At 58.2% G+C, this 22,663-nt stretch carries 18 protein-coding genes and 1 tRNA gene; 13 read left to right on the top strand and 6 right to left on the bottom strand.

What is annotated here, in order from left to right; all coding sequences use genetic code 11:
* The first annotated feature begins 31 nt into the window (after positions 1 to 31).
* The 4 genes from J3R80_RS06120 (at position 32) to J3R80_RS06105 (ending at position 5,782) form a co-directional block, all read left to right on the top strand.
* Entirely contained in the window at positions 32 to 727 is a 696-nt protein-coding gene (locus J3R80_RS06120; protein ID WP_275392881.1) for a response regulator transcription factor, read from the top strand.
* A gap of 29 nt (positions 728 to 756) precedes the next feature.
* Entirely contained in the window at positions 757 to 1,935 is a 1,179-nt protein-coding gene (locus J3R80_RS06115) for an FIST N-terminal domain-containing protein (protein ID WP_275392880.1), read from the top strand.
* Positions 1,928 to 4,153, top strand: a complete 2,226-nt coding sequence (locus tag J3R80_RS06110; protein ID WP_275392879.1) for a PAS-domain containing protein — start codon at positions 1,928 to 1,930, stop codon at positions 4,151 to 4,153. The genes J3R80_RS06115 and J3R80_RS06110 overlap by 8 nt, the downstream gene beginning before the upstream one ends.
* A gap of 105 nt (positions 4,154 to 4,258) precedes the next feature.
* Positions 4,259 to 5,782, top strand: a complete 1,524-nt coding sequence (locus J3R80_RS06105) for an aldehyde dehydrogenase family protein (protein ID WP_275392878.1) — start codon at positions 4,259 to 4,261, stop codon at positions 5,780 to 5,782.
* Positions 5,783 to 5,844: 62 nt separating this feature from the next.
* Here J3R80_RS06105 and J3R80_RS06100 read toward each other — a convergent pair whose 3' ends face one another.
* Both J3R80_RS06100 and J3R80_RS06095 read right to left on the bottom strand, forming a co-directional pair.
* Positions 5,845 to 6,675, bottom strand: coding sequence for an alpha/beta hydrolase (locus J3R80_RS06100; RefSeq protein WP_275392877.1), 831 nt, complete (start codon positions 6,673 to 6,675; stop codon positions 5,845 to 5,847).
* A 3-nt stretch (positions 6,676 to 6,678) separates the two neighbouring features.
* Entirely contained in the window at positions 6,679 to 8,301 is a 1,623-nt protein-coding gene (locus J3R80_RS06095) for an alpha/beta fold hydrolase (protein WP_275392876.1), read from the bottom strand.
* A gap of 314 nt (positions 8,302 to 8,615) precedes the next feature.
* On the opposite strand from J3R80_RS06095, the gene J3R80_RS06090 reads away from it, so the two are divergent.
* Positions 8,616 to 8,900, top strand: coding sequence for a hypothetical protein (locus J3R80_RS06090; protein ID WP_275392875.1), 285 nt, complete (start codon positions 8,616 to 8,618; stop codon positions 8,898 to 8,900).
* A 48-nt stretch (positions 8,901 to 8,948) separates the two neighbouring features.
* On the opposite strand, the gene J3R80_RS06085 is transcribed toward J3R80_RS06090, so the two are convergent.
* A tRNA-Leu gene (locus tag J3R80_RS06085) sits at positions 8,949 to 9,035 on the bottom strand.
* A 140-nt stretch (positions 9,036 to 9,175) separates the two neighbouring features.
* On the opposite strand from J3R80_RS06085, the gene J3R80_RS06080 reads away from it, so the two are divergent.
* Positions 9,176 to 10,162 carry a complex I NDUFA9 subunit family protein gene (locus tag J3R80_RS06080; RefSeq protein WP_275392874.1) on the top strand — a complete coding sequence of 329 codons (987 nt, stop codon included), beginning with the start codon at positions 9,176 to 9,178 and terminating at the stop codon, positions 10,160 to 10,162.
* Between the two features lie 48 nt (positions 10,163 to 10,210).
* On the opposite strand, the gene J3R80_RS06075 is transcribed toward J3R80_RS06080, so the two are convergent.
* Positions 10,211 to 11,014 (bottom strand): undecaprenyl-diphosphate phosphatase, encoded by an 804-nt coding sequence (locus J3R80_RS06075; RefSeq protein WP_275392873.1) that lies wholly within the window; start codon positions 11,012 to 11,014, stop codon positions 10,211 to 10,213.
* Positions 11,015 to 11,235: 221 nt separating this feature from the next.
* On the opposite strand from J3R80_RS06075, the gene J3R80_RS06070 reads away from it, so the two are divergent.
* The 5 genes from J3R80_RS06070 to queG all read left to right on the top strand — a co-directional run bounded on the left by J3R80_RS06070 (position 11,236) and on the right by queG (position 19,865).
* Positions 11,236 to 12,669, top strand: a complete 1,434-nt coding sequence (locus tag J3R80_RS06070) for an NAD(P)-dependent oxidoreductase (protein WP_275392872.1) — start codon at positions 11,236 to 11,238, stop codon at positions 12,667 to 12,669.
* Positions 12,670 to 12,727: 58 nt separating this feature from the next.
* The gene (gltB, locus tag J3R80_RS06065) at positions 12,728 to 17,266 is read left to right on the top strand and encodes a glutamate synthase large subunit (protein WP_275392871.1); all 4,539 of its coding nucleotides are present in this window, start codon (positions 12,728 to 12,730) and stop codon (positions 17,264 to 17,266) included.
* A gap of 104 nt (positions 17,267 to 17,370) precedes the next feature.
* Positions 17,371 to 18,111, top strand: coding sequence for a monofunctional biosynthetic peptidoglycan transglycosylase (gene mtgA / locus J3R80_RS06060; RefSeq protein WP_275392870.1), 741 nt, complete (start codon positions 17,371 to 17,373; stop codon positions 18,109 to 18,111).
* A 54-nt stretch (positions 18,112 to 18,165) separates the two neighbouring features.
* Positions 18,166 to 18,831 (top strand): glutathione S-transferase family protein, encoded by a 666-nt coding sequence (locus J3R80_RS06055; RefSeq protein WP_275392869.1) that lies wholly within the window; start codon positions 18,166 to 18,168, stop codon positions 18,829 to 18,831.
* Positions 18,828 to 19,865, top strand: coding sequence for a tRNA epoxyqueuosine(34) reductase QueG (gene queG, locus J3R80_RS06050; RefSeq protein WP_275392868.1), 1,038 nt, complete (start codon positions 18,828 to 18,830; stop codon positions 19,863 to 19,865). Before J3R80_RS06055 ends, queG begins: the two co-directional genes overlap by 4 nt.
* On the opposite strand, the gene J3R80_RS06045 is transcribed toward queG, so the two are convergent.
* Positions 19,862 to 20,299 (bottom strand): hypothetical protein, encoded by a 438-nt coding sequence (locus tag J3R80_RS06045; protein WP_275392867.1) that lies wholly within the window; start codon positions 20,297 to 20,299, stop codon positions 19,862 to 19,864. The genes queG and J3R80_RS06045 overlap by 4 nt on opposite strands.
* Before the next feature lie 65 nt (positions 20,300 to 20,364).
* The gene (locus J3R80_RS06040) at positions 20,365 to 21,231 is read right to left on the bottom strand and encodes a branched-chain amino acid aminotransferase (protein WP_275392866.1); all 867 of its coding nucleotides are present in this window, start codon (positions 21,229 to 21,231) and stop codon (positions 20,365 to 20,367) included.
* Positions 21,232 to 21,408: 177 nt separating this feature from the next.
* Here J3R80_RS06040 and J3R80_RS06035 point away from each other — a divergent pair, with 177 nt between their 5' ends.
* Positions 21,409 to 21,915: a MarR family transcriptional regulator gene (locus J3R80_RS06035; protein WP_275392865.1), complete on the top strand. Its 507-nt coding sequence runs from the start codon at positions 21,409 to 21,411 to the stop codon at positions 21,913 to 21,915.
* Positions 21,908 to 22,609 (top strand): response regulator, encoded by a 702-nt coding sequence (locus J3R80_RS06030; protein ID WP_275392864.1) that lies wholly within the window; start codon positions 21,908 to 21,910, stop codon positions 22,607 to 22,609. The genes J3R80_RS06035 and J3R80_RS06030 overlap by 8 nt, the downstream gene beginning before the upstream one ends.
* Positions 22,610 to 22,663 lie beyond the last annotated feature (54 nt).

Genomic DNA, 22,663 nt, shown 5'->3' with positions numbered 1-22,663 from the left:
GAATGAAGCACCCTAAGAAGGAGCCGGTTCCATGGCGTCTATTCAACCAATTCACCGTCCTGCGTTGAAGGAGGTTCTGGTTGTCGATGATCACCCCCTGTTTTGCGAGGCGCTGTCGATGACCTTACGCGGCGCGTTGTCGGTGCCAGAAGTGATTATGGCCAACAATCTGACCGAGGCTCTGAGCCTTCTCAAAGGGCGGGACGCCCCGGATATCGTGTTGTTGGACCTGAACTTGCCGGATGTCGATGGTCTGGACGGGCTGGTGCGCCTGAAATCAGCCATTCCGGATACACCGGTCATTGTCGTCTCGTCCCTGTCGGACAGCGCGATCGTCACAAGTGTTCTAAGCGCCGGTGCTTCGGGCTTTATTCCCAAGGATTCTGACAAGGCAATGATTACCGAGGCATTTCGACAGATCCGCGATGGTGGCATCTACACACCTGCCGACTACATCGCTCCTGTCGATAATGACGGGTCGGACACAGATGACGCGCCGGCCCGTCTTGCATCCCTGACCCCGCAACAAGCCTGCATTCTGCGCCTGATTTGCGAAGGCAAGCTGAACAAACAGATCGCCTATGACCTGTCGATTGCTGAAACCACGGTCAAGGCGCACATGACCGCCATCCTGCGCAAGCTGGGTGTGCACAGTCGGACTCAGGCGGTTCTGGTCGCGCAGAAAGCCAAGTTCGACACGATCGCGAATTCGGATAAGGTGGTCTGATTGAAAGACCACAACGGAGGCGGGTGGCCGTGATAGCACCGCGTCAAACACAATCTGCGTTGCCCGACTTTGGCCGTTTGGTGCAAAAGGCGTCTTCCGATAAAACCGACAGCCTTGCCGCCGTGCAGGATCTGCGCACGCAATTGGGCGATGCCACCTTCGCCCTTGTCGCTGTGTTTTTGTCGCCCGAATTTCTGAACCAGGATACTGCTGATGCGCTGAACAGTGTTTTCGAAGGGGTGAAAGTCATTGGGTGCACCACCGCCGGAGAGATCACGCCGGACGGTATTTCAGAACATCAGATCGTCGCAGTCGGGTTTCCCGCCGCGCATTTCTGCGCCTCGGTCCAGTTTTTCGATCATACAGAAAAGGACGCCCAAAGTGCGGTGCCGCTGCGTGTACTGGATCAGTTGAATGATGTGGCGCGGCAGGCCCCGGATTGGACCAGCGAGTTTGCATTTCTGTTGAATGACGGGTTGGCGCGCAACGAAGACAGGATTGTGTCTTTGATCAACCCGGCGCTGGGCACCGTACAACTGTTTGGCGGGTCAGCCGGGGATGGCCTGAACTTCACCGAAACCGCGATTTTCCATGGTGGGAAATTCCACCAGCGGGCCTCGATCCTGACGGTGTTTCGCACGCGCTGCCGCATCAAAGTCTTCCATTTCGACCATTTCCTGCCAACGGACACGCGGATGGTTGTCACCGGTGCCGACCCGGAAGCACGGTTGGTGCGCGAAATCAATGCCGAACCCGCTGCGGCAGAATATGCGCGCATGGTGGGCAAGGATCCCGGGCAGTTGTCGCCGTTCGTCTTTGCCGCCAGCCCTGTGATGGTGCAGGTCGGTGGGCGTTATCACGTTCGGTCGATCCAGAAGGTCGAAGCGACCGGCGAGCTGCGGTTTTTCAGCGCCATCGACGAAGGGCTGGTGCTGACCGTTGCGGTGGCCGATGACATCGTGGCGCATCTGGAGCGCGAGATGGCGAAGCTTTCTGAGAATGGCAAGCCGGATGCCATCATCGCCTGCGAATGTATCCTGCGGCGGCTTGAGATCGACCAGATTCAGGCAAAGGGTAAGATTTCGTCGATCCTGTCTGACAACAATGTCATCGGATTTCACACCTATGGCGAACAGATCAACATGCTGCACGTGAACCAGACTTTCACTGGCGTGGCGATTTATTCTGCGGATCAACCGGATGACTAGCGGCCTGTCCCCCGTCCCGCTTCTGCGGCCCGACGATGGGGCCGAGCGCAAGTTGGAAAAACTTCAGCGTATCGTTGATGTTCTGATGCGCCGTGTCGAAGCTGGGGGTGACGAGAGTTTTGACAGCTATGCCTATTTCCAGGCGGCGGTTGAATTTGAAGAGCAGGTCAAGGCGCGCACGCAGGATCTGGAAGTCGCGCTTGCCCAGCTGAACCAGTCCAAGGCGCATCTGGCGGATGCGAAGGTTGAAGCCGAAAACGCGCGTGCCGATTTGGCGGGCGCGCTTGAGGCCGTCAGGGAAGGGTTTGCGCTGTTCGATGCCGCTGGCCGCTTGATCCTGTCGAACCAGCGGTTCGCCCGCATGTTTCCCGACGTTGTGTCAGATATCGCGCCGGGGCTGACGCTGGATAGTTATTTCGAGAAAGTGTCGAACAGCTCGGCTTTGGTGCTTGCAAAGGATGTCACCCCTTGGGTCTGGCGTCGCGACAGGGCGACGAAGCTGACCCAGAAGCACGCGGATTTTGTTGTCGAGATAAAGGGCGATCGCTGGGTTCAGATCAGCCAGCAGCGCACACCCAATGATGGCACGGCCATTCTTCAGACCGAAGTGACTGACATGGTTCGGCAGGCGCGGCAGGAGCGTGACAAACTTCTGGACGATCAGGCCAAGATCGTGCGGGCGACTTTGGACCATATCAATCAGGGTGTGTGCATCTTCGATGAGGAAGATCGGCTTGCCGGGTGGAACGCCCGCTTTCAGGATCTGATGAGCCCACCGATGGAGTTGATGCGGGCTGGAACCAGCTTTGAACGGTTCGTGTCTTACTTTGCAGACACCCAGGGGTTTGCAATGCCCAAAGCGCCACAGACGCTGGTGCAATGGGTACAGAACCGCCGGACCCGCGATCCATTGAAAGTCGAACTGCACCGCGCGGATGGCACGATTCTGGATGTGTTCAGCGATATGACCCCCGACAACGGGTTCGTGATCAGCTTTACCGATGTGACGGACGAACGCGCCACGACCGCTGCCTTGCATGAAATGAACGAGACGCTGGAACTGCGCGTCCAGGAACGCACGACCGAGATGCAAAAGGCCCGCGATGCCGCCGAGCGCGCGAACACGTCAAAATCGCGGTTTCTTGCGGCCGCGAGCCACGATCTGTTGCAACCCTTGAATGCAGCCAAGCTGTTCATTTCGTCGCTTGAGGAAGCCGATTTGAACCCAGAGCAGTCACAGATCGCAGGCCGTGTGAAAAGTGCTTTTGACAGTGTCGAAACCATTCTGGGCGCGCTTCTGGACATCTCCAAACTGGACGCGGGCACGCAGGCAAATATCTCGGTCTTTCCGCTCAGCCGGTTGCTTGTGCCGTTGCGTGAAGAGTTTCAGGCGCTGGCCCGCGCCAAGGGGGTACAGTTTCATGTGGTTGACTGTGGTCTTGATGTCGAAAGTGACCCGGCCTTCTTGCGCCGGATCATCCAGAATCTGGCGGCAAACGCGGTGTCATACACGGACAGGGGCAAGGTTCTGGTTGGGGTGCGCCGTCGGGGAACGGACGCATTGATCGAGGTGATTGATACCGGGCAGGGCATACCCGACGACCAGCATGACCGGGTGTTTCACGAATTTCACCGGATCAAGCGCCCGGCCGAGACCGCACCGGGCATGGGTCTTGGTCTTGCCATCGTGCGCCGGGCCTGCGATTTGCTGGGGCATGATCTGACACTGCAAAGCGTCGAGGGTGTGGGCACCCGCTTTACCGTTCGTGTTCCCTTCCACAAACCGCAAGGCGCGGCAGATGTTGCCCCGCCGGTCGAGCCGGGCATCGACCGGGTGGCCTTGACGGACATGATCCCCCTTGTCATCGAAAACGAGGCTGCGGTCCGGCTTGGCATGATGACCCTGCTGGACAGTTGGGGCGCAAGCCCGATCGAAGCTGAGAATCTAGAGCAAGCGGATGTAATCATACAGGAAATCGGCGTGGTCCCGGATGTCATTCTGGCAGATTATCATTTGGACAACGGATATACCGGTATGCACGCGATCCGTGCTTTGCGCGCCGCTCATGGTCAAATACCTGCCGCCTTGATCACCGCCAATCGGTCGGATCACCTTGTGACAAAAACCGCCGAGGAAGACGTGAAGCTGTTTTACAAGCCGCTGCAACCGAAATTGCTGCGCGAGTATCTGGCACGATTGAAGACGCCCTCCGCTTAACACGTTCGGCGACGTATTAGCCTAAAGTCGCACAGACACATGCCCTCTGACGCGTCAAATTATGACGTAGCCCGATGGAGGTTTCGGGAATCAAGGAGGACAATCATGAACGACATGACTCATACCGAGGCAGGCACCTATGTGTCGCCTTTCGCTGACCGCTATGACAATTTCATCAACGGGAAGTTCACGCCGCCGGTAAACGGGCAGTATTTCGACAATGTGACCCCGATCACGGGCGAAAAGATTTGCGAATGTGCACGCTCTGACGCTGCTGATATTGAACTGGCTCTGGATGCCGCACATGCCGCCAAAGACGCATGGGGCGCAACCTCGGCGGCCGAGCGGTCGAACCTGATCCTGAAAATGGCCGATGCAATCGAGGCCAATCTGGAGCGTCTCGCCCAAGCGGAAACATGGGACAACGGCAAGCCGATCCGCGAAACAATGGCCGCAGATATTCCGCTGGCGGTGGACCATTTCCGCTATTTCGCTGGCGTCCTGCGCAGTCAGGAAGGCAATATGTCCGAGATTGACTCGGACACAATCGCCTATCACTTCCACGAACCGCTGGGTGTTGTTGGCCAGATCATTCCGTGGAATTTCTCGATCCTGATGGCGGCGTGGAAGCTGGCCCCGGCTTTGGCGGCTGGCAACTGTATCGTGCTGAAACCCGCCGAACAAACCCCGGCAGCGATCATGATCCTTGCCGAGATCATGAATGAATTCCTGCCAGCCGGTGTTCTGAACATCGTCAATGGTTTCGGTGCCGAGGTCGGCGACGCACTGGCCCGCAGCAACCGTATTGCCAAGATCGCCTTCACCGGCTCGACCGCAACCGGTCGCAAGATCATGGAGGCCGCAACGGTCAACCTGATCCCCGTGACGCTGGAGCTGGGCGGAAAGTCCCCCAACATCTTCTTCTCGGACATCATGGCCGAAGACGACGCTTTCCTTGACAAGGCGGTCGAAGGCTTCGTGCTGTTTGCCTTCAACCAGGGTGAGGTCTGCACCTGCCCGTCGCGTGCGCTGATCCAGGAAGACATCTATGACGAGTTCATCGCCCGCTGCATCAAGCGCGTCGAAGCGATCAAGCACGGCGATCCGCGCAACCCGGAAACCATGGTTGGTGCGCAAGCCTCGACCGAACAGCAAGAAAAGATCCTGTCCTATCTGACCATCGGTCGCGAAGAAGGTGCAGAAGTGCTGACCGGTGGCGATGCGGCCCGTTTTAACGGTGAACTTGCAGGCGGTAACTATATCCAACCGACGATCCTGAAAGGCCACAACAAGATGCGCGTCTTCCAAGAGGAAATCTTTGGCCCGGTCGTTTCCGTGACCACGTTCAAAGATGAAGAGGAAGCCCTGGCGATCGCCAATGACACGATGTACGGCCTTGGGGCTGGCGTCTGGTCGCGCGACGCCAACCGTTGCTATCGCTTTGGCCGTGCGATCGAAGCCGGTCGTGTCTGGGTGAACAACTATCACGCCTATCCGGCACATGCGGCCTTCGGCGGCTATAAGCAATCGGGCATCGGACGCGAGAACCACAAGATGATGCTGGGTCATTATCAGCAGACCAAGAACATCTTGATGAGCTACAACCCCAACAAGCTGGGCTTCTTCTAAGCCAACCGGAAGACCGCGCAAACAACCTCTCCGCCTTTCAATAAGGCGGGGAGGTATTCGTTTCAGCCGCCCAGAAATGCGCCGATGGTCACGCCCACATCCTTGCGCTGGGAATACATCAGCAAATGCCCGGCGGGATAAACCTCAAGCCGGGCATTCTGCATCATGTTGGCCAGCAGGATTTGGTTGGTGATCGGGATCAGCCCATCATATTGCCCCGCGATGATCAGGGTTTTTTGCGACAGCTGGCGCAGCCATGGCAGGCTGGTCCAGCTGCACATGGCGCGCACCTGCGTGAAATACCCTTCCGGGCTGGGCGCGATGGCGTGTTTTGAGTATTCGCGGAAATCGGCGGGGGCAAAGATCGCCTCGCCCCCATACATCAAAGGACCGATAAAGTTCCCGTAGGTTTTGCTGATATAGCGCATCGGAAACATGATTTCAGACAGGGCAATGGGGGTGCCCCACCAACTGCCGATACCACCCGCTGATGTGATCGCCAGCACCAGCTTGTTCACGCGGCTGGATGCGTCTCGCGCCAATTGCTGGGCAACCGCACCACCCCAGGAAATACCAAGCACATCGAAAGTTTCGATTTTCAGTTCGTCCAGAAGGCGCAAGGTAAACTTGGCATAATCGGGAATTGTGGTGATATCCTCGATCATCGGGGTGCGCCCGATGCCGGGCATGTCGAAGGCGACGATGGAGCGGTCTTTCAACTCGTCGATCAGCGGCAACAGAACTTCTAACGACTGGCCCAGCCCGTTGAAAATCAACAGGGGCGGTGAACCCGCCACACCGTCGCGCTGCAAATAACGGACAGAGGTATCGCCGACCGTGACGGTGTTGAATGTGATGTCAGGATGCGCGCTGGGGGCGTTCAGATCTTTCATGCGTCACACATCCTCAAGCACATATGTGCCGGGGGCCGGGTCCATCGGGGCATAGGTCTTGTTGCCAAGCGCTTTGGGCTTCGCACCGCGTTCCGCCGGGTTCTGTGCATCCAGCCAGTCCAGCCAATGCGGCCACCAGCTGCCGTCCGTCTGCTTTGCCGTGTCCTGCCAGTTTTCAGCATCGCCCGTTGTCTTCCCGCCTGTCCAGAACTGGCGCCGGCTTTTGGCAGGGTGGTTGATCACCGTGCCAGAGACATGGCCACCGGTGGTCAACACGAACTCGGTCGGACCCGAAACCAGTTTGGTCGCGGTGTACGAGGTCTTCCACGGCACGATATGGTCGCCATCTGCGGCAAGGAAATAGCATGGCAGGTCGATGTTGCGCGTATCAACGGGCGTGCCGCACAGGGTCAGCGCGCCCGGGTCTTTCAGCTTGTTCGCCATATACATTTCCTCGACGAAATAGCTGTACCATTTCGCGGGCAGGTTCGAGGTGTCGGCGTTCCAATACAGCACGTCAAACGGCGCAGGGGATTTCCCCATCAGATAGTTAGACACCACGAAGTTCCAAATCGACTCGTTGACATGAAGCATTGCCATCGCATTGGCGATATCTCGTCCGGGGGCGAGTTTTTCCGCCTTCAGGCGTTGGTCATAGGCTTTGACCTGCGGTTCGTCGATGAAGACCCTGATCTGACCGGGATCGGAAAAGTCGATCAACGACGACAGGAAGGTCGCTGTGCCCAGCTTGGATTTCAGATTCTTCGGCATGACGGCCAGGGCGGCGGTCAGCATCGTGCCGCCATTGCACCAGCCCAGAATGTCGATGGACTTGGATTTGCTGACAGATGATGTGACCTTTATCGCTTCGAATATCCCGTCCGCGATATAGTCATCCCAACTGTGATCCCCCATCTCGGGGCCCGGATTGCGCCAGGCGATGGTATAGACGCTCTGCCCTTGTTCCAGCAGATAGCGGATCATCGACTTCTTCTCACTCAGGTCGAAGATATAGAACTTGTTGACGCAGGGCGGCACGATCAGGATCGGGGCCTTGCGGGTCTTGGCGGTCATCGGCTCGTATTGGACCAGTTCGATCAGCTCGTTGCGGTAAATCACCGCACCGGGTGTTGTCGCAAGGTTCTTACCCACCTCGAATGCTTCTTCATCCGTGGTCGAGATATAGCCCTTCTCAAGGTCGGACAGCAGATTCCGATATCCATCAAACAGGCTCTGCCCACCGGTTTCTTTTGCAAGCTGCTGGGCTTCGGGATTGGTCAGAAGGAAGTTGGACGGCGCCATATTGTCAGCCGCAATCCGGGCATAGAAGCTGAGCTTCTCTTGTTCCTGATCGGGCAGTCCGGCCTTATCGGCCATATCCACCATCGCCTTGGATGTCAGCTCGTATGAATGTCGCAGAAGCGGAAAAATCCCTTCGTTCCATGCCTCACCTCCAAATCGACGGTCGCGTGTTTCTGCGGCGGCGGCTTCCCCATGCAGGGCGGCGCCCATCCACAGTTTTGCCATGTCATTCTGGTATTTGAGCATTGTGTTGGCCCAGTCTGCAAAGGCAGAACCGTTCGTTTTGCTCATCGCTTCGAACAGTTTGAAGAGATCTTTGGACATAGCTTCCACCTTTCCGCGTGCACCTTGGTCGCGCGCGACCTTGTCAGGGAAATGCTTCACGAATTTTGCAAGCCCCGCAACTGCGCGCGGTTTTTTGTATCAGCGACGTGCGGAAGAAAGAAGGCAACAGACATCGTCAAGACACAGAGGGTCGGTGGCAGCAAATCGTCGTGTCAGGGGCAGAAAGGGCAGCGATCCGGAAATGAACGAGCCGGTCGGAAGCTATCATTGAGATGTGATGCAATACCAGGCCGACTGTGTTTCAATTGGGCCCAAAGCCTTTGTGACATTTCCATTTCCGAACCGGAGACCTCATGATGACGATCCTGAAAATCAACCGCTGGCCCTCATTCCTTGTCTTCTTGCTTGCAGGCTGCACGGCGACGGTCTTTGCCTTCGTGTCGATAAACCTGTTCTCACAGTCGATGGCCAGCTTTGAATTTCTCAGCAATTTTGGGCGTGAGGCGGTTCGGCATGGTGTGCTTTGGCAATTGCTTGAATTGTTGGTCTGGGGGCTGCTTTCCCTGTCATGCTGGGTTCTTTTCAAGATCTGCGAGCATGAACTGGTGGACCGCTACACAGTTTGGGCGACGAAATAGCCAACCGCATTCAATGCACTGGGTTCCAACTGAATGATCTTGGGGAAATGGTGCCCAGAAGAGGACTCGAACCTCCACGTCCATACGGACACTAGCACCTGAAGCTAGCGCGTCTACCAATTCCGCCATCTGGGCACGGTTGGTGAAGCCGCGATGTAAAGTGCGTCGCCGATAGTGTCAACCGGATTCACGGGGTTTTTGCGAATTCGGTTTGCGCCTTGCTCTGGGCGGCTTGGAAAGCTATGCAATCGTCAAGGTTTTCAAGGAGAGCTACCATGTCCAAGCTTGTCACCATCTATGGCGGTTCGGGCTTTGTCGGGCGCTATATCGCGCGCCGCATGGCCAAGCAGGGGTGGCGCGTGCGCGTTGCGGTGCGTCGGCCAAACGAAGCCCTGTTCGTCAAGCCCTATGGCGCGGTCGGACAGGTTGAGCCGATTCTCTGCAACATCCGCGATGACGCTTCTGTGCGGGATGCGATGATGGGTGCGGATGCGGTGGTCAACTGCGTGGGTGTCCTGAACTCGATCGGCAAGAACAGCTTTGACGCGGTGCATCACGAGGGTGCCGAGCGTGTGGCGCGGATTGCGTCAGAGCAGGGCGTGGCCCAACTGGTGCAATTGTCGGCCATCGGCGCTGACGTGAACAGTGACAGCGAATATGCGCAAACGAAGGCGCAGGGTGAAGAAGGTGTGCAAGCGGCATTCCCGGGCGCTGTGATCCTTCGCCCGTCGGTCATTTTTGGGTCCGAGGACGAGTTCTTCAATCGGTTCGCCGGTATGACACGCTTTGGCCCGATCCTGCCGATCACGGGTGGGGATACGAAGTTCCAGCCGGTGTTTGTCGACGACGTGGCCGCCGCCGCCGAAAAGGCTGTTCTGGGGCAGGTTGAGCCGGGGATTTACGAGCTGGGTGGCCCGGATGTAGCGACCTTGCGCGAACTGATCGACGAGATGCTGGAAGAGGTTCAGCGCCGCCGCGCCGTTATCAATCTTCCATTCGGGATAGCGAAGCTGCAAGCGGCTGTGTTCGACTTTATCCAGTGGATTTCGGGCGGTCTGATCAAGGCTCCGCTGACCCGCGATCAGGTGCGGTCGCTGGCCCACGACAATGTGGTGGCTGACGATGCCAAGGGTTTTGCCGAACTGGGCATTACCCCCACGGCGATGGAGGCGATCCTGCCGGGTTACCTTTGGCGGTTCCGCCACAATGGTCAGTATGCGGCGATCCAGAATTCGGCCAAGAACCTGCGTGCCAACGGGTGATATCTGGCGGTATGAGATCGGAAAGGCGCGGCATGGTCCGCGCCTTTTTTATTGATAGGCAATGAACAGAAGTACGGCCCCAAGCACAATCCGATAGATCACATAGGGTGTGAAACTGACGGATTGCAGCAAGCGCATCATCAGGCTGAGCGCCAGAAGCGCCGATACGAAGGCCAGCACCGCTGCGATGGCTCCATCCTTGGCGACCTGCATGTTGGCGGTCGCCACGACCTCGGACCCCAGCAGGACGCCCGAGGCAAAGATCGTCGGGATTGACATCAGCATCGACAGTTTTGCCGCGTCATGGCGCGCGTATCCCAATGCGCGGGCGCCCGAGATGGTCGCGCCGGATCGCGAAGTGCCGGGGATCAGGGCCAGCGCCTGCCAAAGACCCATGACGATCGCATCCCGAAGCGTCCAGTCGTCGGCTTTCTTTTCCGCAGGGCCTTTCTGATCGACCCAATACAGCACCAGCCCGAACAGGATCATCGTCCAGGCGATGACTTTCACAGACCGCATGGCGTCGTTCAGCCCGGTCAGTTTCAGAACCAGGCCGATTGCGATGGCGGGGATCGTCGCGATGGCCAGCAGGAAGGCGAGTTTCGCGCCGGGCGTGTCAATCCGCCCGGTCAACATGCGCGGCACGCCTGCAAGCCCCATCCGTACGTCCTGCCAGAAGAACAGAACCACCGCTCCCAAAGTGCCCACATGCACGGCGACATCAATGGTTTGCCCCTGATCCGGAAGGTTGGTGAGGTGCGGGATCAAGGCAAGGTGCCCTGACGAGGAAACCGGCAGAAATTCAGTGATTCCCTGTATCACGGCAACAAGAAACAAATGGGCAAGGGTCATGCGCGGGCCTTCTGAAATGCGTTGTGGCGCAAGCTAAACAAGCCGTCTGGAAAGGAAAGGGGGATAAAAGGTAAATGATACTGACTTATAATTTGACATTCTTTAGCGGGATTGCGTAAAAAACTTCCTGAGAAAGGCATATAGGTCAGTAATACTGTCTTTTAATGTGCGAGCGCCTTCATTACAAGCGCAGGACCGAGCCAAATTGACGGAGAGCCAGGATGGCCAAGCAGCCTATGTTGAAATTTGTGGATGTCGCGCGGGATATGCCCGAAAAGCGGGCGGCTGACGACCGCAAGGAAGACTTCCACGAAATCTATGCCGAGTTTGCGGCGCAGAAAGCTGCCGAGCAAGCCAGCCGGTGCAGCCAATGCGGTGTGCCCTACTGCCAGACGCATTGCCCCTTGCACAACAATATCCCTGATTGGCTGCGCATGACGGCGACGGGCCGTCTGAAAGAAGCCTATGAGCTGAGTCAGGCAACCAACACCTTCCCGGAAATCTGTGGCCGAATCTGTCCTCAGGATCGCCTGTGCGAAGGCAATTGCGTTATCGAACAATCGGGCCACGGCACCGTCACCATCGGCGCGGTTGAGAAATATATTACCGACACAGCATGGGATAATGATTGGGTTGAGCCGATCAAACCCACCGCAAAGCGCGACGAAAGCGTCGCGATCATCGGGGCCGGTCCGGGTGGTCTGGCCGCGGCGGATGTTCTGGTGCGCGCTGGCGTGAACGTCACCGTCTATGACCGGCACGACCGGGCGGGCGGCTTGATGACATACGGCATTCCCGGCTTCAAACTTGAGAAAGATGTCGTCTTGCGCCGCGTGAAGCTTCTGGAAGATGCCGGGGTTGAGTTTGTTTTGAACTGCAATGTCGGAAAGGACATCAGCTTTCAGGATATTCGCGCCATTCATGACGCCGTATTGCTGGCGACCGGCGTTTACAAAGGCCGCGATCTGTCTGGTCCGGGGGCAGGTGCCAAAGGCATTGTGCCCGCTCTGGAATACCTGACCTGTTCAAACAAGCTGGGATTCGGTGATGCGGTGCCTGCCTTCGACAGCGGAGAGTTGAACGCCGAGGGTAAGAATGTCGTGGTGATTGGCGGTGGCGATACGGCGATGGACTGCGTGCGCACGGCGATCCGTCAGGGCGCCAAATCGGTGAAATGCCTGTACCGTCGCGACCGCGCCAACATGCCGGGCTCACAACGCGAGACACAGAACGCCGAAGAAGAGGGCGTGGAATTTGTCTGGTTGTCTGCACCAAAAGGGTTCACGGGTGATCCGGTCACGGGCGTGGTCGTGCAGAAAATGCGCCTTGGTGCGCCCGACGCCACGGGCCGTCGCAGCCCCGAGGTGATTGAAGGATCGGAATATACGGAAGAGGCTGATCTGGTGATCAAGGCGCTGGGCTTTGAACCCGAAGACCTGCCGACCCTGTGGGGCGAGCAAGCCCTTTCCGTCACCCGCTGGGGGACCGTTAAGGCCGCGTTCGAGACGCATCAGACCGAACTTGAAGGCGTCTGGGCTGTTGGCGACATCGTGCGCGGTGCCTCGCTTGTGGTCTGGGCCATTCGCGACGGGCGCGAAGCCGGGGCCAATATCCTTGCCTCGCTGAACGCTGCCCAAGCGCTTGCTGCCGAATAACGAATTTTCCGGGCCAGCCGGGTCACAGCACCCCCGCCCGTCCGAGAGGAGAACCGAGATGACGAAATATGATGCCGATTGGGTCCGCCGCGAGGAAGCCAAGCGCAAATTCATGGCCGAACACAGCCTGTATCGCGAAGAAGACGAGCACAGCTCGTGCGGTGTGGGTTTGGTTGTCTCGGTCGAAGGTAAAGCGTCGCGTGATGTGGTCGAAGCAGGGATCGCTGCCTTGAAAGCCATTTGGCACCGTGGTGCCGTGGATGCCGATGGCAAGACCGGCGATGGGGCAGGTATCCACATTCAGATCCCGGTTCCGTTCTTCTATGATCAGATCCGCCGCACCGGGCACGAACCGCATGAAGACCAGCTGATAGCGGTTGGTCAGGTGTTCCTGCCACGCACGGATTTTGGGGCGCAGGAAGCCTGCCGGACCATCGTGGAATCCGAGATTCTGCGCATGGGCTATCACATCTATGGCTGGCGTCACGTTCCCGTGGACATCACCTGCCTTGGTGAAAAGGCCAATGCCACGCGGCCCGAGATCGAACAGATCATGATCTCGAACTCGAAAGGCGTCGATGAAGTCACGTTCGAGCGCGAGCTTTACGTGATCCGCCGTCGGATCGAGAAAGCCGCCGCGGCGTCGCAGATCAATGGGCTGTATATCGCATCCCTGTCCTGCCGCTCGATCATCTACAAAGGCATGATGCTGGCCGAACAGGTTGCCGTTTTCTATCCCGACCTGATGGACGAGCGGTTCATTTCGACCTTCGCGATTTATCACCAGCGTTACTCGACCAACACGTTCCCGCAGTGGTGGCTGGCTCAGCCCTTCCGCATGCTGGCCCATAACGGCGAGATCAACACGCTGAAGGGCAACCTGAACTGGATGAAAAGCCATGAAATTCGCATGGCGTCGTCCGCTTTTGGCGACCTGGCCGAAGACATCAAACCGATCGTGCCCAGCGGGTCGTCTGACTCGGCCGCTTTGGACGCTGTGTTCGAGGTTCTGGTGCGCGCCGGTCGGTCCGCCCCCATGGCAAAAACCATGTTGGTGCCCGAAAGCTGGTCGAAGCAGGCGGTCGAACTGCCCGAGGCGTGGAAGGACATGTATTCCTACTGCAACTCGGTAATGGAACCGTGGGACGGCCCTGCCGCCCTTGCCATGACCGATGGGCGCTGGGTTTGCGCCGGGCTTGACCGGAACGGCTTGCGCCCGATGCGGTATGTCGTGACAGGTGAAGGGCTGGTGATCGCGGGGTCCGAAGCTGGAATGGTGCCGATCGACGAGGCCGGTATCGTGGAAAAAGGTGCTTTGGGACCGGGGCAGCTTCTGGCCGTCGATACGGTCGAGGGCAAGCTGTACCATGACACCGAAATCAAGGATCGTCTGTCCGCGTCCCAGCCATTCGGTGAATGGGTCGGTAAAATCAACGACCTGGACGAAGTGTTTACCGGGGTCGAAGAAAAGCCGATCTACTCGGGCGAGGAACTGCGCCGGCGCCAGTTGGCCGCAGGTTACACGTTAGAGGAGTTGGAGCAAATCCTTGCGCCGATGGCCGAAGATGGGAAGGAAGCCCTGGCATCCATGGGCGACGACACACCGTCTGCGGTGCTGTCGACGAAATACCGACCGCTCAGCCATTTCTTCCGCCAGAACTTCAGCCAGGTGACGAACCCACCCATCGACAGTCTGCGCGAATTCCGTGTGATGTCGTTGAAGACCCGCTTCGGCAACCTGAAGAATGTTCTGGATGAAAGTGGCACACAGACAGAAATCATCGTTCTGGAAAGCCCGTTCATCGCAAACGAGCAATTCAACAAACTGACCGAGTCGTTCAACGCCCAGATGGCCGAGATTGATTGCACCTTCCCCGTAGACGGAGGAGAAGGCGCACTGCGTATCGCGCTGGATGATATTCGTGCCAAGGCCGAAGACGCCGTGCGGTCGGGTGCGGGGCATCTTGTTCTGACCGATCAGGCGCAGGGCGGGGATCGTATTGCCATGCCAATGATCCTGGCGACATCGGCCATTCATAGCTGGCTGGTGAAGAAAGGTCTGCGCACCTTCTGTTCGATCAATGTGCGGTCGGCGGAATGTCTGGACCCGCATTACTTCGCCGTATTGGTGGGTTGTGGGGCAACCACGGTAAACGCTTATCTGGCCGAGGATTCGCTCGCTGATCGCATAAATCGCGGGTTGCTGGATTGCTCGCTGACGGAAGCCGTGCATCGATATCGCGAAGCTATTGATCAGGGCTTGCTGAAAATCATGGCGAAGATGGGTATCTCGGTGATCTCGTCCTATCGTGGTGGATTGAATTTTGAGGCTGTGGGCCTGAGCCGCGCGATGGTGGCCGAATTCTTCCCCGGCATGACCTCGCGCATTTCCGGCATCGGTGTGAACGGCATCCAGAAAAAACTGGAAGAGGTGCACGCCGCAGGATTTGGCGGTGGCAATCAGGTTCTGCCTGTGGGCGGGTTCTACAAGGCGCGTCGGTCGGGCGAAACACATGCCTGGGAAGCGCAAACGATGCACTTGTTGCAGTCGGCTTGTGATCGTGCCTCGTTCGAGATGTGGAAGCAGTATTCTGCACGGATGCGGGCCAACCCGCCGATCCATTTGCGCGATCTGCTGGACATCAAACCCTTGGGCAAGGAAGTGCCGATTGAAGAAGTCGAAAGCATCAACGCGATCCGCAAACGGTTCGTGACGCCGGGTATGTCGCTGGGGGCGCTCAGCCCCGAAGCGCACCGGACCCTGTCGATTGCGATGAACCGTATCGGCGCCAAATCAGACAGCGGCGAGGGCGGCGAAAGCCCGGATGATTTCACACCCGAACCCAACGGCGACAATGCCTCGGCCAAAATCAAACAGGTTGCTTCTGGTCGGTTTGGTGTGACCGCCGAATATTTGCTGAACTGCGAAGAGCTTGAGATCAAGGTCGCGCAGGGCGCCAAGCCCGGTGAGGGTGGCCAGCTTCCGGGGATGAAGGTCACGGACCTGATCGCCAAACTGCGCCATTCGACCAAAGGGGTGACGCTGATTTCGCCGCCGCCGCACCACGATATCTATTCGATCGAGGATTTGGCGCAGCTGATCTATGACCTCAAACAGATCAACCCGCGCTGCAAGGTGACGGTGAAACTGGTGGCGGCGTCCGGCGTGGGCACGATTGCCGCCGGTGTGGCCAAGGCCAAGGCTGATGTCATCCTGATTTCGGGTCATAATGGCGGCACGGGCGCGTCACCTTCGACGTCGATCAAGTTTGCGGGTCTGCCGTGGGAAATGGGTCTGACCGAAGCGCATCAGGTGCTTGCCATGAACAACCTGCGCGACAGGGTGACATTGCGCACCGATGGTGGGCTGCGCACGGGGCGTGACATCGTCATGGCCGCGATGATGGGGGCCGAGGAATACGGCATCGGCACCGCTGCCCTGATCGCGATGGGCTGTATCATGGTGCGGCAGTGCCAGTCGAACACCTGCCCCGTTGGTGTCTGCACGCAGGACGACGACCTGCGCAAGAAGTTCACCGGGAACGCGGACAAGGTTGTCAACCTGATCACCTTCTATGCGCAGGAAGTGCGTGAAATCCTTGCCTCGATCGGGGCACGGTCGCTGGACGAGGTGATCGGGCGCGCGGACCTGTTGAGTCAGGTGAGCCGTGGTTCGGCCCACCTGGATGATCTTGATCTGAACCCGCTTCTGCTGGTCGTCGATGGCGCGGACAAGATTGTCTATGACCGCAATCGCGATCGCAACGCGGTGCCAGATACACTGGACGCCGAGATCGTGCGCGACGCCCATCGCTTCCTTGAGGATGGTGAGAAGATGCAGCTGTCCTATACCGTGCAGAACACGCACCGGACGGTCGGCACGCGAATTTCCAGCCACATCGTGAAGCGGTTCGGGATGCGCAACAGCCTGCAACCTGACCACCTGACGGTGAAGCTGCAAGGGTCCGCCGGGCAGTCGCTGGGCGCTTTTGCGGCACCGGGCCTGAAGGTCGAAGTGTCGGGCGATGCCAACGACTATGTTGGCAAGGGCTTGTCGGGCGGCACCGTTGTCGTGCGTCCGCCGCTGTCCAGCCCGCTGGTGGCCAAGGACAACACGATCATCGGCAATACGGTGCTTTACGGTGCAACGGATGGTTATCTGTTCGCCGCCGGGCGCGCTGGTGAACGGTTTGCGGTGCGCAACTCTGGCGCACAGGTGGTGATCGAAGGCTGTGGCTCGAACGGGTGCGAATACATGACCGGCGGGGTTGCGGTTATTCTTGGGTCCATCGGGTCCAACTTCGGCGCGGGTATGACGGGTGGTATGGCCTATCTTTACGACCCGGACGGCGTTGCGCAGAAATACATGAACATGGAAAGCCTTGTGACCAACCCGGTCACGGTCGACCACTGGGAAGCGCAACTGAAAACGCTGGTGGAACGTCACGCGGAAGAAACCCGCAGCCAGTTGGCGACGGAAATCCTACGCCACTGGGATCTTGAAATCGGCAACTTCATTCAGGTCTGCCCGATCGAGATGTTGGACAAGCTGCCGGCGCCCCTGAGCATGGAAGCAGACGCAATTCCGGCCCAATAAGCCTCAATTCTTCAAAACGCCCGCCTTTTGGTGGGCGTTTTCATGTGTCGCCTCAACCAATCACTTACCTTGACCGGATGGGCGCATCATGGTCTGAAAGATACGTGGCACGAGCAGCAAAAAAGAAGCCGGCAGGCAAAAAGAAGGCGCCAAAGAAAAAGCGCATAAAGCTTCATCCAATCGAGTGGATCAGGCTTTGGTTAAGGCGTGTTGTTCTGGCTGTCCTTTGCTTTTTCGCGCTGGGCATCGTGGGCTATGCCTTCATCAACCCACCGACGACACCACACATCATAAGCGAGAAAATGCGCCTGGGCTGGGCAGATCGGCAATGGGTCGATCTGGACGAAATTGCCCCGGTCATGGCCCGGTCGGTGGTAGCGGCCGAGGATGCGAATTTCTGCCGTCACTGGGGGTTCGATATGCGTGCCATCCGGGCCGCGATTGATGATGGCGGGTCGCGCGGGGCATCGACGCTGACACAGCAGGTCGTTAAGAATGTCTATTTGTGGCACGGGCGATCATGGCCGCGCAAAGCACTTGAGGCAGCGATCACACCCTTTGTCGAACTGGTCTGGACCAAGCGCCGGATCATCGAGGTTTATCTTAATGTGGCCGAGTTCGATGAAGGTGTCTTTGGCGTCGAAGCTGCCGCACATCATTATTTCGGCGTCGGGCCAGACAAGCTGACCGCCGTGCAGGCCGCGCGTCTGGCAGCCCTTCTGCCCAATCCCAAGGAACGATCCGCCTCGCGTCCTTCGGCATTTGTGCGCAAACGGGCGCAATCTATTGTAGACGGGGCGGCTACGATCCGCGCGGATGGACGTGCTTCCTGTTTCGAGGATTGATCCCGTGACGCAAACGCGGCAATACGGACAAAAGAAAGATCACTGATACACACCATGAACCGACTTTTCCACGTCCCCCTCTCTCCGTTCTGCCGCAAGGTGCGCCTGTCGCTTGCCGAAAAGAAGATCGAGGTCGAGCTGGTCGAGGAGAAGTATTGGGAACGCAGTTCGGACTTTCTGCGCCGCAATCCCGCTGGGAAGGTGCCGATCCTGAAAATGGATGGACAGCTTTTGACGGAAAGCGGCCCGATCTGTGAGTATATCGAAGAGCGTTTTCCCGACCCCGCGCTTCTGCCCGCCGATCCTGACGGCCGATACGAGGTGCGCCGTCTGGTCAGTTGGTTTGACGACAAGTTCCACAACGAAGTGACGTCGAACCTTCTGTACGAGCGGGTCAACAAGAAGGTGATGGGCGCAGGTTATCCTGAAAGCCGCAACATCAAGGCGGGCGCCAAGGCGATCAAGTTTCACCTAGATTACATGGGTTGGTTGTTGGAGCAGCGCCGCTGGCTGGCAGGGAACACGATGACGCTGGCCGACTTTGCGGCGGCGGCGCATTTGTCGTCACTGGACTATATCAGCGATGTTGATTGGAACCGGAACGAGAACGTGCGCGAATGGTATGCCAAGATCAAATCGCGCCCGGCCTTCCGGTCGATCCTCGCAGACCAGATTCCCGGTTTCCCACAGCCGCCCCACTACGCGGACCTGGATTTTTGACCGCCGAGACACGGCAGAAGATCACTGACAAAGCCCTTGAAGAAGGTTTCGCGCAGGCCGGGTTCTGTCGGCCTGAGAGCGTGCCCCAGATTGCCGAGCGGCTGGAAACCTATGTCAATGAGGGTCGGCACGGCGACATGGGCTGGATGGGCGAGCGTATGAACTGGCGGGGTAACCCTGCCGCGTTGTGGCCCGAGGCACGCACCGTCATCATGCTGGCCGAACCCTACACCCCGTCGCATGATCCGATGGAGGTGATCGGAATGCCCGACCGCGCCGCGATCAGCGTTTATGCCCAGAACCGTGATTATCACGATATCGTCAAGAAGCGTCTGAAGCGGGTGGGGCGCTGGATGATCGAACAGTTTGGGGGCGAGATCAAAGTGTTCGTCGATACCGCCCCGGTTATGGAAAAACCCTTGGCCGAGGCGGCGGGTCTGGGGTGGCAGGGCAAGCACACCAACCTTCTGTCGCGCGAACTGGGCAACTGGTTCTTTCTGGGCGCGATCTTTACCACGCTCGATTTGCCCGTCGATGCGCGGGGGCGCGAGAATTGCGGGTCGTGCACCGCTTGCCTTGAAGCCTGCCCGACCGACGCTTTTCCGGCCCCCTTCCAACTGGATGCACGGCGTTGCATCTCTTATCTGACGATCGAGCATAAAGGTCCGGTGGACGAGCCGCTGCGGTCGCAACTGGGCAACCGCATCTATGGATGTGACGATTGCCTTGCCGCCTGTCCGTGGAACAAGTTCGCCGTCGAGGCGTCCGAGATGCGATACGCCGCGCGCGACGATCTGATCGCGCCAAAACTGGCGGACCTTGTGCGGTTCGATGATGCCGCGTTCCGGGCGCATTTTTCCGGCAGTCCGATCAAGCGGATTGGGTTGTCGCGGTTTTTGCGAAATGTGCTTTATGCGATCGGCAACTCGGGTGATCCGTCGTTGGTTGTCCCGGCGCGGGCGCATATGGACAGCGCCGATCCGGTCGTGGCAGATGCTGCGCGTTGGGCGGTGGGGAAGCTGTCCAAGGACTAGTTGCCCGGTGCTTCCAGCTCGTTGTTGGTCAGCATGTGAAAGGCTGCAATCGCTGCATTCACCCCTTTGACGGCCCTGTCTTTCGGAAAAGGACCGATCCGCGAAGCGCCAACAGTAAACAGAACCGTGGTGTCCGCCCCATTGCTGTCGGTCACGATGACACGCAGATCGACCTGTTTGATGTCGAAGGCTTGCACCAGTGACTGTGCGAAGTCCTTGCTGAGGCCAGTTTCACCCGTGGCGTTCCAGAACAGATGGGCGACCACTTCGGAAGACCTGGTTACTTCATGTTCGCTTAATGCCGCTTTGGTGATGCCAAGCGGTCGCAAGGTTGGATCCCGGGTGTGGTGATACCATACCAACGCGGCCACGCTGGGTAGGGCGATCACTCCGATGATCACAGCTAGCAATCTGACCCCGCGTCGCGCAAACATGCCCGTCCCTAACCTGCGATACAGGCAGGATAGGGACGGACATGTTCACGAAAGGTTAAATCACCTTAGCTGCGCACCAGCTTCTCATAGCTTTCCGCAATTTCGCGGGTCAAAGCACCGACTTCGAACGTATGCTCACCGATCTGGCCCACCGGGGTCACTTCTGCGGCCGATCCGGTCAGCCAGCATTGTTCAAACCCTTCCAGTTCTTCCGGCATGATGTGGCGCTCATGCACAGTGATCCCGCGATCTTTCAACATCCCGATCACGGTCTGACGGGTCAGCCCGTTCAGGATCGCATCGGGCAGCGGCGTGTGCACCTCGCCGTCTTTCACGAAAAAGACGTTGGCGCCGGTCGCTTCGGCCACATAGCCGCGATAATCCATGAACAGCGCGTCCGAGCAGCCTTTCGCCTCGGCCGCGTGTTTGGACATGGTGCAGATCATGTAAAGACCGGCGGCTTTTGCGGCGGTCGGGATGGTTTCGGGTGACGGACGTTTCCACTTGGCGATGTCGAGCTTCGCACCCTGCATTTTGGCGTCACCATAGTAATCCCCCCAGGCCCAGGCCGCGACGGCCATGCGCACCGGGTTGCGCGCGGAGGAAACCCCCATGTCTTCGCCTGCACCACGCCACGCCACGACCCGCACATAGGCGTTGGTCAACCCGTTCGCCTCGACCACGGCCTGCTTGGCGGCTTCGATTTCGTCGACGGTATAGGGGATCGGCATATCCATCAGCTCGCCCGATTTCAGCAGGCGTTCCGAGTGTTTGCGGCTCAGGAAAATCTTGCCGTCATACAGACGTTCGCCTTCGAAAACCGAGGACGCATAATGCAGCGCATGGGTCAGAATATGCACATTTGCATCACGCCATTCGACCAACTGGCCGTCCATCCAGATCTTGCCGTCACGGTCATCATATCCGCTCATCTTCCAGTCCTTTCCAGTCTGTCGCCCTTGGGCATGTTTGCAAAAGTTGCGCAGATTAGGTCCGTATCGGACATTAAATTACGCAAAATCAGCATTTCGCTAACAATTGATTCTTGGAAAGTCAACAACGCTGACATAAAACTGGAACCTGTAACATGAATTGTGATGAGGCCGGCAATGGCGGATACACAGACACCGGGTGGTCAGACGCTGCTGTTCCTGACGGACGAACAGCTGCGCAAAGGGATCGAGGCGATGTTCTTCGCCTATCGCGGATTTACAGCCGATCCCGACCGTATTCTTGACGAGTATCGGTTGGGGCGGGCGCATCACCGGGCGCTTCACTTCATTAGCCGTGCGCCGGGCACCACCGTGAACAACCTATTGTCCATTCTGGGCGTGACCAAGCAATCGCTGAACCGCGTGTTGCGTACGCTGATCGACGATGGGTTGGTTGAAAGTCGCGTGGGCACCCGCGACAAACGCGAGCGGCATCTGTTTCTGACCGAAAGCGGCACGGCGTTGGAGCAGGAGCTGTCCACCGCGCAGCGCGAACGAATGCGCCAGGCCTATCGCGAAGCCGGGCCGGAAGCGGTGCAGGGCTTTCGCACGGTGTTGGAGGCGATGATGGACCCCGAATTACGACATCACTTTAACCGGGCCAAGGATAGTAGCGATGAATGACCTGACCGAAGCCCATCTGTTGATCGTCGATGACGACGAACGCATTCGCAGGCTGTTGCAAAAATACCTGATCCGGCAGGGTTTCTGGGTCAGTGCCGCGCGGGACGCATCGCATGCACGACGGTTGCTGGAAGGGCTGGATTTTGATCTGATTGTCATGGATGTGATGATGCCGGGTGAAGATGGGATCAGCCTGACCCGGTCACTGCGCGAGAATTTGGCGACACCAATTCTGCTGCTGACCGCCAAAGGCGACACCGAGGATCGCATCAAAGGGCTGGAAGCCGGTGCGGATGATTATCTGGCAAAACCGTTCGAGCCGAAAGAACTGCTTTTGCGCATCAATGCCATCCTGCGCCGGATGCCGGTGGTGGCAGATGAGGTGACGCCAAAAGTGCTGAATCTGGGCGACAAGCATTATGACACCGAACGCGGTGAGCTTTGGTGCGGCGAAGATCTTGTGCGTCTGACAGCGACCGAGGCGCAGTTGATGCGGATATTCTCGGCGACGCCAGGTGATGCGGTCAGCCGGACCTCGCTGGTTGAACAGCTCGGGCGCGATCAGGGGCAGGCACAGGAACGCGCTGTGGACGTGCAGATCACGCGGCTGCGGCGCAAGTTGGAAACCGATCCCAAGCAGCCCCGCTATCTGCAGACCGTGCGTGGGGCCGGGTATATGCTTGCACCTGATTGATCGTCGCAGGGGTGCACATCGCCTTGTTGATCGGATCGGATTGTCCTAGCGTCG

This window comes from Aliiroseovarius sp. Z3, from assembly GCF_029105185.1.
GTDB lineage: Bacteria > Pseudomonadota > Alphaproteobacteria > Rhodobacterales > Rhodobacteraceae > Aliiroseovarius.
This window is presented reverse-complemented; position numbering and strand designations above follow the sequence as displayed.

What these genes read in the sequence shown, in the direction of transcription:
- J3R80_RS06120 (WP_275392881.1), top strand. Translation starts at nt 32, where the DNA reads ATGGCGTCTATTCAACCAATTCACCGTCCTGCGTTGAAGGAGGTTCTG.
- J3R80_RS06110 (WP_275392879.1), top strand. Translation starts at nt 1,928, where the DNA reads ATGACTAGCGGCCTGTCCCCCGTCCCGCTTCTGCGGCCCGACGATGGG.
- J3R80_RS06105 (WP_275392878.1), top strand. Translation starts at nt 4,259, where the DNA reads ATGAACGACATGACTCATACCGAGGCAGGCACCTATGTGTCGCCTTTC.
- J3R80_RS06100 (WP_275392877.1), bottom strand. Translation starts at nt 6,675, where the DNA reads ATGAAAGATCTGAACGCCCCCAGCGCGCATCCTGACATCACATTCAAC.
- J3R80_RS06095 (WP_275392876.1), bottom strand. Translation starts at nt 8,301, where the DNA reads ATGTCCAAAGATCTCTTCAAACTGTTCGAAGCGATGAGCAAAACGAAC.
- J3R80_RS06090 (WP_275392875.1), top strand. Translation starts at nt 8,616, where the DNA reads ATGATGACGATCCTGAAAATCAACCGCTGGCCCTCATTCCTTGTCTTC.
- J3R80_RS06080 (WP_275392874.1), top strand. Translation starts at nt 9,176, where the DNA reads ATGTCCAAGCTTGTCACCATCTATGGCGGTTCGGGCTTTGTCGGGCGC.
- J3R80_RS06075 (WP_275392873.1), bottom strand. Translation starts at nt 11,014, where the DNA reads ATGACCCTTGCCCATTTGTTTCTTGTTGCCGTGATACAGGGAATCACT.
- J3R80_RS06070 (WP_275392872.1), top strand. Translation starts at nt 11,236, where the DNA reads ATGGCCAAGCAGCCTATGTTGAAATTTGTGGATGTCGCGCGGGATATG.
- gltB (WP_275392871.1), top strand. Translation starts at nt 12,728, where the DNA reads ATGACGAAATATGATGCCGATTGGGTCCGCCGCGAGGAAGCCAAGCGC.
- J3R80_RS06055 (WP_275392869.1), top strand. Translation starts at nt 18,166, where the DNA reads ATGAACCGACTTTTCCACGTCCCCCTCTCTCCGTTCTGCCGCAAGGTG.
- J3R80_RS06045 (WP_275392867.1), bottom strand. Translation starts at nt 20,299, where the DNA reads ATGTTTGCGCGACGCGGGGTCAGATTGCTAGCTGTGATCATCGGAGTG.
- J3R80_RS06040 (WP_275392866.1), bottom strand. Translation starts at nt 21,231, where the DNA reads ATGAGCGGATATGATGACCGTGACGGCAAGATCTGGATGGACGGCCAG.
- J3R80_RS06035 (WP_275392865.1), top strand. Translation starts at nt 21,409, where the DNA reads ATGGCGGATACACAGACACCGGGTGGTCAGACGCTGCTGTTCCTGACG.
- J3R80_RS06030 (WP_275392864.1), top strand. Translation starts at nt 21,908, where the DNA reads ATGAATGACCTGACCGAAGCCCATCTGTTGATCGTCGATGACGACGAA.